Source organism: Mesorhizobium sp. LHD-90, from assembly GCF_030929505.1.
In the GTDB taxonomy this organism is placed as follows: Bacteria; Pseudomonadota; Alphaproteobacteria; order Rhizobiales; family Rhizobiaceae; genus Kumtagia.
In genome coordinates this window covers 21,322-33,251 of sequence record NZ_JAVFVV010000002.1, presented here as the reverse complement: position 1 = coordinate 33,251, position 11,930 = coordinate 21,322, and the positions used below count along the sequence as shown (strand labels likewise).

General features: G+C 63.5%; 13 protein-coding genes. 4 read left to right on the top strand and 9 right to left on the bottom strand.

Features of this window, described 5'->3' with window-relative positions; translation table 11 throughout:
* Positions 1-163: 163 nt before the first annotated feature.
* Positions 164-589 (bottom strand): DUF6163 family protein, encoded by a 426-nt coding sequence (locus RB623_RS02315; RefSeq protein WP_308055142.1) that lies wholly within the window; start codon positions 587-589, stop codon positions 164-166.
* The gene (locus tag RB623_RS02310; protein ID WP_308055141.1) at positions 586-1,632 is read right to left on the bottom strand and encodes an enoyl-CoA hydratase/isomerase family protein; all 1,047 of its coding nucleotides are present in this window, start codon (positions 1,630-1,632) and stop codon (positions 586-588) included. Before RB623_RS02310 ends, RB623_RS02315 begins: the two co-directional genes overlap by 4 nt.
* 186 nt (positions 1,633-1,818) lie before the next feature.
* Between RB623_RS02310 and RB623_RS02305 the strand changes: the two genes are divergently transcribed.
* From RB623_RS02305 to dinB, 3 genes are all read left to right on the top strand, one after another.
* Positions 1,819-2,643, top strand: coding sequence for a DUF2066 domain-containing protein (locus RB623_RS02305; RefSeq protein ID WP_308055140.1), 825 nt, complete (start codon positions 1,819-1,821; stop codon positions 2,641-2,643).
* Positions 2,644-2,709: 66 nt separating this feature from the next.
* Positions 2,710-3,741, top strand: a complete 1,032-nt coding sequence (gene hemB / locus RB623_RS02300) for a porphobilinogen synthase (RefSeq protein ID WP_308055139.1) — start codon at positions 2,710-2,712, stop codon at positions 3,739-3,741.
* Between the two features lie 216 nt (positions 3,742-3,957).
* Entirely contained in the window at positions 3,958-5,208 is a 1,251-nt protein-coding gene (dinB, locus tag RB623_RS02295) for a DNA polymerase IV (RefSeq protein ID WP_308055138.1), read from the top strand.
* 51 nt (positions 5,209-5,259) lie between these two features.
* Here dinB and RB623_RS02290 read toward each other — a convergent pair whose 3' ends face one another.
* The 5 genes from RB623_RS02290 to RB623_RS02270 form a co-directional block, all read right to left on the bottom strand.
* The gene (locus RB623_RS02290) at positions 5,260-5,994 is read right to left on the bottom strand and encodes a proteasome-type protease (RefSeq protein WP_308055137.1); all 735 of its coding nucleotides are present in this window, start codon (positions 5,992-5,994) and stop codon (positions 5,260-5,262) included.
* Between the two features lie 87 nt (positions 5,995-6,081).
* Entirely contained in the window at positions 6,082-6,879 is a 798-nt protein-coding gene (locus RB623_RS02285; protein WP_308055136.1) for a transglutaminase family protein, read from the bottom strand.
* 33 nt (positions 6,880-6,912) lie between these two features.
* On the bottom strand, positions 6,913-7,854 hold the full coding sequence (locus RB623_RS02280) for an alpha-E domain-containing protein (protein ID WP_308055135.1): 942 nt from the start codon (positions 7,852-7,854) through the stop codon (positions 6,913-6,915).
* A gap of 67 nt (positions 7,855-7,921) precedes the next feature.
* Positions 7,922-8,281, bottom strand: a complete 360-nt coding sequence (locus RB623_RS02275; RefSeq protein WP_308055471.1) for a four helix bundle protein — start codon at positions 8,279-8,281, stop codon at positions 7,922-7,924.
* 58 nt (positions 8,282-8,339) lie between these two features.
* Positions 8,340-9,752, bottom strand: a complete 1,413-nt coding sequence (locus RB623_RS02270) for a circularly permuted type 2 ATP-grasp protein (RefSeq protein WP_308055134.1) — start codon at positions 9,750-9,752, stop codon at positions 8,340-8,342.
* A 264-nt stretch (positions 9,753-10,016) separates the two neighbouring features.
* Here RB623_RS02270 and RB623_RS02265 point away from each other — a divergent pair, with 264 nt between their 5' ends.
* Positions 10,017-10,430: a DUF4864 domain-containing protein gene (locus RB623_RS02265; protein WP_308055133.1), complete on the top strand. Its 414-nt coding sequence runs from the start codon at positions 10,017-10,019 to the stop codon at positions 10,428-10,430.
* A gap of 98 nt (positions 10,431-10,528) precedes the next feature.
* Here the strand turns inward: RB623_RS02265 and tgt are convergent, their stop codons facing one another.
* Together tgt and RB623_RS02255 are read right to left on the bottom strand one after the other, a co-directional pair.
* Complete coding sequence (gene tgt / locus RB623_RS02260) at positions 10,529-11,668, bottom strand: tRNA guanosine(34) transglycosylase Tgt (protein ID WP_308055470.1); 1,140 nt, start codon at positions 11,666-11,668, stop codon at positions 10,529-10,531.
* Positions 11,661-11,930 carry a hypothetical protein gene (locus tag RB623_RS02255; protein WP_308055132.1) on the bottom strand — a complete coding sequence of 90 codons (270 nt, stop codon included), beginning with the start codon at positions 11,928-11,930 and terminating at the stop codon, positions 11,661-11,663. The genes tgt and RB623_RS02255 overlap by 8 nt, the downstream gene beginning before the upstream one ends.

Sequence of the window (11,930 nt, the reverse complement as noted above, 5' to 3'; positions counted from 1 at the left end):
CTATCGAATACACATAAAATTCGACTTAAACGCCAGCCTTAACAAGGCCTTACCGGCAACTGGTTTCGGTAGAGGGTTAACGAATTCCCTGCCGAGGATGAAAAATTAACTTAAAGCTTTAGCGACCCCGGCAGGACGGCCCCCGAAGCGGCGGACGCAGCGACTATTGCTGCGCGGCCGTGCGCTTCTGGAAGTGGATGACCAGCCGGAAGGCCGTGTACAGGCAGGCGGCGAAAGCGTGCGAGGCCACGACCGCATAGTGTCGGCCGAACAGGTCGGGAAAGCCGGCATACATGACCGTCTCGGTCGCGGCGCACAGGAACCAGATTACCGGCCCCCACGACGCCAGCATCCACAGCCCAGCGGCGGCGAAAGGGAAAAACACCGCGAGCGTCACCGTCACCACCTGCCAATGCACCGGCATCAGGTCGATGCGCCACAGCGGCGAGTCGTAGTAGCCGAGCAGCCTTACCCAGTAGAGCACGCCGAACATCAGGCAGTACACGGCAATGATGCGCTGGAACCATGCGAACAGTTGCTCGACGACCGTCGGGCCGAAATTGCGCCGGTCGGAGGAAGTGTCGCTCACAGGGGGAGGTCTCCGCCGGGCAGCGGCGCGAAATAGGCCTCGACCGTCGCATCGCCGACCTCGGCCAGCGTCGCCGGCTTCCACTGCGGCGCGCCATCCTTGTCGATGATGACGGCGCGGATGCCTTCGGGAAAGTCGTGGCTGGCGACCATACGGTTCAATATGCGGAATTCCATGCGCATGCATTCGTCCATGTCGAGCATGGCGCCAGTATTGATCTGCCGGAAAGTGACGGCCACGCTGGTTGGAGATGCCTTGTCGATCGCGGCGAACGCAGTCTCGGCCAGCGCCTCCCCAGCTTCGCGCACCTGGCGCAGCCCGACCAGCAGGTCGTCGAGCCGCTCGCGGGAAAACAGCTTTGCGATCGAGAACAGCGCACCCTCGTCGGTCTCGGCCTGCGGCGCGCTCGCAAACCCTCTCAGGCATTTGTCGGGCGCCACGCCCTTGCACAAGGCGTCGAACACAGCCCCGAGCGCGGCCGACTCGACCGCATGGGTGGCGATGCCAGCCCTCAGGGCGTCGCCCGAATGGATGCGCGCGCCGGTCAGGCCGAGGAACATGCCGTAGCTGCCCTTCAGCCGCGAAAGCAGAAAACTGCCGCCTACGTCGGGGAAAAAGCCGATGCCGACCTCCGGCATGGCGAACAGCGCCTTTTCGGTCATCACCCGGTGCGACCCGTGGCAGGAAATGCCGACGCCGCCGCCCATGACGATGCCGTCTATCAGCGACACGCAGGGCTTTGGAAAACGGGCCAGCGCGGCGTTGAGCCGGTATTCGTCGGCGAAGAAGGCGACCGGCGCCGTGCCGGCACGCATCGCGCGATAGGCGTCGGCGATGTCGCCGCCGGCGGAAAACGCCCTGCCCTCGGCCTTGATGACCACAAGGGCGACACTCCTGTCGTGCTCCCAGGCCGAGAACGCCTTCGATAGCGCAAGGATCATTCCGTGGGTGACGGCGTTCAGCGCGTTCGGCCTTGTCAGCGTGATCACACCGGCCACGCCGATCCGCTCGAACCTGATCTCGTCTGCGCCGCCGAAATCCATGCCTGCTGCGATTCTCCCGCTTTTCTGGATCATAGCCAGTGCTAAGGACGGCAGACCGGCGCGTCAACGGCATCGGAGGTGCCGGCATGCCTGCCGGTGCAACGTCCGGTCGCGCCGGATCGGGTTGCCGTTGGCGGCCGGATCATGCGACAAGCGCCGCGGCGGGACATCGAATGAGGCTCCATAATGCCGGCGGCGCGCACGTTCCTGTTCCTGGCAAGCCTTGCCGCGATTATCTGCGCCGGCGGCCCGGCTCGTGCGCTTGATCTCACCGCGCTCTACACCACCCAGGCGATCGTCACCGGTTCGGACGAAAGGCATCGTCAGCTCGGCTTCGAGGAGTGCTTCCGCGAGGTGCTGGTAAAAGTGACCGGCGACCGGACCATGCTGCGCGACCCGGCGGTTGCGGCGGCGCTTCCGCGGGCCGGCTCGTTCGTACGCGACTTTCGCTATCGCGATCGCATGGAAGACGTCCCCATCCATGACGAACAGGGAACGCACGACCGGCCGCACGACCTCACTTGCGTCTTGGACCGCGACGGCGTCGATGCCTTCCTCAAAAAGCTCGGCCGCAAACCGTGGCTTCAGGAGCGTCCGCGTATCGTCATGTTTCTGGCGGTGAAGCAGGCGGCGAAATCCTTTATGCTGTCGCGCAACGGCTCCGACGGCAATTTCATGCGCCAGTCGCTCGCCGGAGCCGGCGAACCCCTGGCGCTGCCTGTCGATCTGCCCGACTCCGCCACGCTGTCGGGCGCCGCGCTCAATGCCGACACCTTGCCCAAGGTCGAACTCGCCGATCTCGACGCCATCGCCGCCCGCTATGACGGCGCGCTGGCGCTTGCCGGCATCCTTGCCTGGAGCGAGGAGGACCGCGGCTGGGTGGCCGACTGGCGGATCGGCCGCGCCGGCCAAATCTATGAATGGCAACAGCGCGGCGTCAGCTTCGACGACGCCTTTCGCGGCGCCCTTGCGGGAACACTCCAGGTGATTTCGGGGAACGGCCAACCGTAGTTGCACATCCGGTCGCATTGGTCGCCGCCGCGCCGACATGCTAGAAGCGCCGCCGGAGACATCGTCATGAACAAGCACGCCCCAACACTTCCCGCCGGCCGCCGCAGCGTCGACGAAATTACCCAAGGCCGCCGCCTCAGGCGCATGCGCAAGGCCGACTGGTCGCGCCGCCTGGTGCAGGAGAACCGGCTGACCGTCGACGACCTCATCTGGCCGATCTTCCTGATCGACGGGGAAAACCGCCGCGAGGATATTCCGGCCATGCCCGGCGTCCATCGGCTATCCGTCGACCTCGCCGTGAAGGAGGCCGAGCGCGCCGCAAAACTCGGCATTCCGGCCCTGGCGACGTTCCCGAATGTCGACCTTGCGTTGCGCGACCAGACCGGCTCGGCGATCCTCGACCCCGACAATCTCATCAACCGCGCCACCCGCGCCATCAAGGCCGCCGTGCCGGAGATCGGCGTCATCACCGACGCCGCGCTCGATCCCTTCACCAGCCATGGCCATGACGGCATCTTGCGCGAAGGCATCATCGTCAACGACGAGACGGTGGCGCAGGTCGGCGCCGCCGCCGTGCTGCAGGCGCGGGCCGGCGCCGACATCGTCGCGCCGTCGGACATGATGGACGGCCGCATCGGCGCGATCCGTGATGCGCTCGATGAAGCCGGCTTCCAGGACGTGGCCATCATGTCCTACGCGACGAAATTCGCCTCGGCCTTCTACGGTCCCTACCGGGAGGCGATCGGTACAAAAGGCCTGCTCAAGGGCGACAAGAAGACCTACTATATCGACCACGCCAATTCGGACGAAGCCGTGCGCGAGGCCGAGCAGGATTTGGCCGAAGGCGCCGACATGCTGATGGTGAAGCCCGGCCTGCCCTATCTCGACATCATCCGCCGGCTGAAGGACGAATTTGCCATGCCGACCTTCGCCTATCAGGTGTCGGGCGAATATTCGATGATCGAGGCGGCGGCCGCCAATGGCTGGATCGACGGCGAGAAGGCCATGCTGGAATCGCTTGTCGCCTTCAAGCGCGCCGGTTGCGACGGCATTTTGACCTATTTCGCGCCGAGGGTGGCCGAGATGCTGAAGGGCTGAAACCGCACCGATCCTGGGCTGGCTTTCGCGCCAACGTCCTCCTTCCACTCCGGCGGATGGCCGCACCCAGCCCTAAAGATGCGCCTTGCGATGCGAGGAAGCGCCGATCTCCTGAATCGCTTGCATCGATCCCGCCTTGACAACCAATGGGAACAATGTTCCTATTTTGTTCTTTCTCGGTGAGACATGCTGGGCGGTTCTTGAAGGGAAAATGGCGTGGGCGCGTCCGGCACAATCCTTCACGCGGATCTGGATGCGTTCTATGCGTCGGTGGAACAACTTCTCCACCCATCGCTGCGCGGCAGGCCGATTGCAGTGGGCGGCGGCGTGGTGCTGGCGGCATCCTACGAGGCGAAGGCTTTCGGCGTTCGCGGTGGCATGCCGGCCCGCAAGGCGCGCGAACTCTGTCCCGACCTGGTCTTCGTCGACGGCCATTTCCACGACTATCAGCGGCTGGGCGATGCCGCCATCGCTGTTCTCGGCGACTTCACGCCGCTGGTCGAGCGCATCTCGATCGACGAAGCCTTTGCCGACGTTGCAGGCTGCACGCATCTTTTCGGCACGCCGGCCGAGATCGCAAGAACCATCCGCAACCGTGTCCGTTCCGAACTCGGCCTGCCGATCTCCGTTGGCGTAGCGCGAACGAAACATCTGGCCAAGATCGCCTCGCAGGTCGCCAAGCCGGACGGGCTTGTCGTGGTCAATCCGGCCGCTGAACTGGAGTTCCTGCACGACCTGCCGGTCGATCTCATGTGGGGTGTGGGCCCGGTGACGCGGGAAAGACTGGCAAAGATCGGCGTCGACACGATCGGCCAGCTTGCCGCCACGCCCGGCGGGTCGCTCGAGCGCCTGCTCGGTGCCGCTGCCGGCGAAAAACTCGCGGCGCTAGCCTGGAACCGCGACCCGCGCGAGGTGCAAACACATCGCCGCGCCCATTCGGCCGGAGCGCAGTCGGCATTGGGCCGCAAGCCAGCCCAGCCGGCGGTCTGGCGCCCGACGCTCCTGCATCTGGCGGACAGGGTGGCGACGCGGCTGCGCGCAAAGGAGCGGTCCGGCCGAACGGTGACGGTGCGGGTAAGGTTCGCCGACCTTCGCGCGGTGACCCGCTCGATCACGCTCGACGCGCCGATTTCGGCGACCGTCACGCTTGCCGAGATCGCTGAAGAACTCGTTCGCGGAGCGCTCGCCGATCATCCATCTGAAAAGACCATCTCGCTGCTGGCAATTTCCGTTTCCGGCCTGGAGGTCCGGCCGCATCTGCAGCTCGAATTCGATCTCGGTCTCGCCGACGAAAAGCGCCGGCCGGGCACAAGACGCGGCGCCGCCCGCTGGACGGCTGACCGCGCGATGGATGCTGTCCGCAGCCGGTTCGGTCCGGAAGCCGTGGGTTATGGAGCCATGATGCTGGGTGCCGCCCGATCCGTGCCCGACGCATTCCGCGAACTGGCCGAAAAGGATCTTGGATAGATGCCGGGGATGGCCGATCGCATCGCATCCTGGCCAGCGTTCTGGCTGGCGCTAGCTCTCCGGGAAGTCCGGCAGGCTCTTGAACGCATTCTTCAGCGCGTCCGACCAACCGTCGGAAACCGTTCGATAATAGGGGTCGTCCTGGCCGATCCGCTTCTGCACGCTGACGCGAAAGGCGTCCTTCTCGTAGAAGAGCAGGTCGAGCGGCAGGCCGACCGACAGGTTCGACCTGAGCGTAGAATCGAAAGAGACGATCAGCAGTTTCACCGCCTCGGCGAAACTCATCTCACGGTCGTAGGTCCTGACGATGATCGGCTTGCCGTATTTGGTCTCGCCGACCTGGAAGAAGGGCGTGTCGTCGGTCGATTCGATGAAATTGCCTTCAGGGTAGATCATGAACAGACGCGGCTCGGAGCCGCGGATCTGGCCGCCGAGGATGAAGGAGGCGTTAAAATAGCTGTCGGCCTTCTGTCCGGTGGGCGACGAATCGTGGATGACCTCCTTGACGGTATCGCCGATCAGCCGCGCCGTCTGGTACATGGACGGCGTCTCCAGCACCGCCGGCCTGCGCTCCTCCAGCGGCTTGGCGCGGCCGTTGAGCAGGCTGACCACGTTCTGCGTGGTGGCGAGATTGCCCGCCGACATCAGCACCACGACGCGCTCGCCCGGCTTTTCCCACACATGCATCTTGCGGAAGGTGGAGATCGAATCGATGCCGGCATTGGTGCGCGTGTCCGACATGAACACGAGCCCGCGATCGATCTTGAGGCCGACGCAATAGGTCATCGAGAGAGTTCCGCTCAGGCGTATGGAAAGACGGTCTCGGCTTTTAGCCCGAATCCTGCGCTGCCCAAAATTGCAAAAGGTCGCGGATTACTGCTCCACCGTGATACGGACCGCAAGCGCTTCCGCCGCCTGCCCCAGTCTTATGCCGGAAACCGGCGTCGCCTCGCGGTAGTCGCGGCCGACAGCAAGCCGCACATAGCGCTGATCCGGCGAGATGCGGTTGGCGGCGTCGAAGGCGACCCAGCCCAGCGCGTTGACATGGGCTTCGGCCCAGGCATGGCTGGCCACCTGGTCGATCGTGCCATTGTCCATCAGCAGATACCCGCTGACATAGCGCGAGGGAAAGCCGAGGCGGCGGGCGGCGGCAATGAAGATATGGGAATAGTCCTGACAGACGCCGTGGCCCAGTTTCAGCGCCTGCTCCGCCGTCGTGGCCGAATCGGTCGTGCCCGGCACGTAATGCATGCGAGCAGCCACCGCGTCCATCAAGTCGTGCAACCTGTCGAGTTCGCTGGTCGCCGCGATGGTCTCGGCGAGATGTTCGATCTCCTCGCCCGGCGCGGTCAGATTTGTCTGGCGCTGGAACAGCCACAGCGGCGCGAATCCCTGGTGCGGTCCGGTGACACCGGCCGTGTCGAAGGTTTCGATGATGCCGCCCGCCTCGACGGAAACGACATGCGGGTCCCCCTCGACGCTGACGAGGCGGGTGTCGTTGCCGAACTGGTCGACGAACCGAAGCTCCTCGCGCGCGCCCTCGATCGTCAGCGCCCAGTTGACGATGGCCTGGGTCGAGCCGCTGAGCGGCGTCAGCCGCAGCCGCTGCAATCCGTATTGCAGGGGCACATCGTAGCTGTACTCGGTGCGGTGGGTGATTTTCAGGCGCATGAACGGAAACGGACCCGGGCGATCACAAAGTCATCAGTAAAAACGGTAGTTGCGCGCCACCTCGTCGCCGAGGCGGTTGTTGTCCTGGATGAAGCCGGTGAGGAATTCGTGCAGGCCGGAATCGAAGATCTGCTTGATGGTCGAGCCCTTCAGCTTCGCCGTGGTCGCGGCAAGCGTCTCGTGGCACTCGTGTCGGACGCCGTAGGCCTCCTCGAGATATCGCAGGCTGTCGGCCAGGTTGCGGTAGCAGAAGGCGAGCGAACGCGGCATGCGCGGGTCGAGAATGAGATATTCGGCGATGTTGGTCGGCCGGTAGTCGGCCTCGTACACCCAGCGGTAGGAGCGGTGCGCGGACACCGAACGCAGGATCGATTCCCACTGATAGTTGTCGAGCGAGGAGCCGACCCAGTGGATTGACGGCAACAGCACGTAATATTTGACGTCGAGGATGCGGGCGGTGTTGTCGGCGCGCTCGATCAATGTGCCGAGCTGCGAAAAATCGAAAATCTCGTTGCGCAGCATGGTGCCGTGGAATGTGCCGCGTATCTGGGCGGTCTCACGCTTGATGGTGTCGAGAACGCTTGGCAGATCGCGCTCGTCGACCGGGCGAGCCAGCACGCGCTTGATCGCCATCCAGGCCTCGTTGATCGATTCCCACGTCTCGCGCGTCAAGGCCGTTCGCACCATGCGGGCATTGCCGCGCGCCGTCTCGATCGACGACAGCACGCTGGAGGCATTGCTCGCGTCGCGAAGCAGGAAATCTGCAACCGCCGTGGCCGAGACCTCCGCATGCCTGTTGCGGAAGGACACCTCGCAGCCGGCGCTCACGACCACGGAGTTCCATTCCTCCGCCGAACTCGCCGTGCGGGTTAGCGCCATGCGCAGGCCCGCATCGAGCAGGCGCGCCATGTTTTCCGCTCGCTCGATATAGCGGTTCATCCAGTAGAGGCCGTTGGCGGTGCGACCGAGGAGCATCAGGAGACCCTGCGGGAAAGCGAATAGCGAATAGCGAATAGCGAATAGGGTAAAGAAGGGCGCGTCTTCATGATTTCTGTTGCAGACTCCTAACCATTGAACGCAACATTTTTCCGATCTCGTCGGCTTGGCTGAGAAGGCGTGCCACGTCGGTATCTGGCATCAAGCCGACTCTTCCTGAAATGACCAGATGCGTTTCCAACTCCTTGAGCGAACCTTGCGCCACCCGAAGAAACTGAATGAAACTTCCCGTATTTTCCCGTCCATGCCCTTCGGCAATGTTTGCAGCAATCGACACTGATGACCTTCGTATTTGTGAGGTCATCGCATAGACTTCGCTGCTTGGAAACGACTTTGTCATGGAATAGCACGTCACAGCCAATTCTACAGACGCTTTCCAAACCACCAAATCCTTGTAGGAATTTATTGTCGTAGCGCGGCCCTCCTCTTCCCTATTCGCTACTCCCTATTCGCTATTCGCTCTCTTAATCATCGAGCACCCACGTGTCCTTCGTCCCCCCACCTTGAGACGAATTCACCACCAGCGACCCCTCCTTCAGCGCCACACGCGTCAGCCCGCCGGGCACAATCTGGATGCGGTCGGAGACCAGCACATAGGGACGCAGGTCGACGTGGCGCGGCGCGAGGCCCTTTTCAGTGAGGATCGGACAGGTCGACAGGGACAGCGTCGGCTGCGCGATGTAGTTGGACGGCCTGGCTGCCAGCTTCTTGCCGAATTCCTCGCGCTCCTTCTTCGAGGCGGTCGGACCGACCAGCATGCCGTAGCCACCTGAGCCGTGGACTTCCTTGACCACAAGCTCGGAGAGATGCTCCAGCACATATTTCAGGCTGTCGGGTTCCGAGCAGCGCCAGGTCGGGATGTTGCCGAGGATCGCCTTGCGGCCGGTGTAGAACTCGATGATGTCCGGCATGTAGGAATAGATCGCCTTGTCGTCGGCAATGCCGGTGCCCGGTGCGTTGGCGATGGTGATGTTGCCGGCGCGGTAGACGTCCATGATGCCCGGCACGCCGAGCGCCGAGTCCGGATTGAAGGTGAGCGGATCGAGAAAGGCGTCGTCGACGCGGCGATAGAGCACATCGATCTGCTTGAAGCCTTCCGTGGTGCGCATGGCAACGTGGCCGTCGACCACACGCAGATCCTGCCCCTCGACGAGCTCGACACCCATCTGGTCGGCAAGGAAGGCGTGCTCAAAATAAGCGGAATTGTACAGGCCGGGGGTGAGCACCGCGATGGTCGGCGTGCCCTTGACGCCGTCGGGCCTGACCGCGGCGAGCGACTGGCGCAGCAGTTTCGGATAGTCCTCGACGGGCCGCACCTTCACGCGCTGGAACAGCTCCGGGAAGAGCTGCATCATGGTCTCGCGGTTCTCCAGCATGTAGGAGACGCCGGAGGGCGTGCGGGCATTGTCCTCGAGCACAAAAAACTCGTCCTCGCCGGTGCGTACGATGTCGACGCCGATGATGTGCGTATAGACCCCGCCAGGAGGACGCACGCCTATCATCTCCGGCAGGAACGCTTCGTTGTTGGCGATCAGATCCTTCGGAACGCGGCCGGCGCGCAGGATCTCCTGGCGGTGATAGATGTCGTCGAGGAAGGCGTTGAGCGCCTGCACCCGCTGTTCGATGCCTTGCGTCAGGCGGCGCCATTCCTGGCCGGAAATGATGCGTGGCACGATGTCGAAGGGAATGAGTCGTTCGGCCGATTCAGCCTCACCATAAACGGCGAAGGTAATTCCGGTCTTGCGGAAGACACGTTCAGCGTCGCGTGTCTTTTCCGTCAGCCGAGCTGTATCCTGTTCTTTTAGCCAACTGTCGTAGCCGAAATACGGTCTGCGGATGCCGGATTTTTCCGGCGACATTTCATCGAACGCAACCAAGCGCGCACTCCCCTATGCCCGCATTTCAAATGCGTTGATCCGGAAAAGCAAGTGCAATCGCATGAATGAGCCGCGCGAGCGGCCAATTGACCAGATTTGCCCAAGATGCGGGCAAAATGCCCGGGACCTTGCGGAAAAGTTAGGCAAGCCACCTCGGAAAACTGACTTTAGCCGGCGATTTGCTTTGAAACCAAAAGGTCGCTTTCCCCGTATATTGCAAAAGGCTGGTCGCTCGCAGCGCCCGGCTGCCGAAAGAGGCCCGCCATGCACCGCATCCTGTGCGCTCTCCTTCTCCTGCCGACATTGCTGGCAGACGTTGTTGCCGGCGAGGCCGACATCAGGGCGGCGCAGGATACCATCGGCGCGCAGATCGAGGCCTTCAAGCGCGGTGACGACGCTGCAGCCTATGACTATGCGGCGCCGGGCATCAAGAACGTCTTCCCGACGCTTGAAGCCTTCATGGCCATGGTGACCGGCGCCTACCAGCCGGTCTACAAGCCGCAAAGCTACGCCTTCGGAAAAGCCGAGGAAGCCGGGTCGGCAATCGTTCAGCAGGTGCTGATCGTCGGACCTGACGGCAAGGACTACGAGGCCGTCTATACGCTGGCGCTGCAACCGGACGGAACCTACAAGATCACCGGCGTCAGCCTCAAGACATCGAAAACGCTAAGCACCTAGCGTGATTGGCTTCTGATGTCAGCTCAGCCTCGCAACAAGCAGTGCTGGCGCAGGAAGCTCAGGTGAACCTGCGCCTGCCGATCAGCGAGCCACTTCCCTCAAGTTCTCATGAGCGGCGTCACGTCACCCCGCGCCCATTGTTCCGAGATCTGCGCCGAGCGTTCGGCGAACACCCCGGCCTCGATGGCGTCGCGGATGTCCTGCATCAGGCTCTGATAGTAGAAAAGATTGTTCCAGGTGAGCAGCATCGCCCCCAGCGCCTCCTGCGAGCGCACGAGATGGTGCAGATAGGCGCGCGAATAGTCGCGGGCCGCCGGGCAGTCGCTCTCCTCGTCGAGCGGCCGCGGATCGTCCGCGTGCCGGGCATTGCGCAGGTTGACCTTGCCGCGCCGCGTATAGGCCAGCCCGTGGCGGCCGGCCCGGGTCGGCATGACGCAATCGAACATGTCGATGCCGCGCGCCACCGATTTCAGGATGTCGTCGGGCGTGCCCACGCCCATCAGATAGCGCGGCTTTTCGGCTGGCAGCTCCGGGCAGGTCGCCTCCAGCATGTCCAGCATCACCGCCTGCGGCTCGCCAACCGCCAGACCGCCGACCGCATATCCCTTAAGGTTCATCGCCTTGAGGGCCTGCGCGGAGCGGACACGCAGTTGCGGCTTGTCGCCGCCCTGCACGATGCCGAACATCGCCCGGCCCGGCTGGTCGCCGAAGGCCGCCTTGCAGCGTTCGGCCCAGCGCAGGGAAAGCTCCATGGCGCGCTCGATGTCCTTCTCCTCGCCCGGCAACGCGACGCATTCGTCGAGCTGCATCTGGATGTCGGAGCCGAGAAAGCCCTGGATCTCGATCGAACGCACGGGCGTCATTTCATAGGCGGCGCCGTCGATATGCGAGCGGAACGTAACGCCCTGTTCGGTCAGTTTTCGCAGTTGCGCCAGCGACATGACCTGAAACCCGCCGGAATCGGTGAGGATCGGGTGCGGCCAGCGTGCGAATTCATGCAGGCCACCGAGCCGCGCGACACGCTCGGCACCGGGCCTGAGCATCAGGTGGTAGGTGTTGCCCAGAATGATGTCGGAGCCCAGCGCGCGGACCTGGTCCATGTACATGGCCTTGACGGTGCCGCCGGTGCCGACCGGCATGAAGGCCGGTGTCCGGATGGTTCCACGCGGCATGAAAACCTCGCCGCGCCTGGCATTTCCGTCCGTCGCCAGCACTTTGAAGCCGAATTGTTCAGCCATCATATTCCTTGTCGTGGATGGGAGCGTCGGCAGCCTGCCGGTCGAGCGAAGCGCGGTAGCGGATGCAGCCGCGCATGAATTTCGGCCAGGGCGGCACCGCAATGGACGGTTTTGTCCGTTCCGGCAAGAGCTCCCACAGATCGGGGTGATGCCAGCAGAGGTCGTGGCCGGTAGCATCGCGATGCCTTCGGACGGCGTTGCGCAGCTTGCGGACCTCGGCCACCAGCGCGACGCGGTCCATGATTTCCAGGTCTTCGTCCAT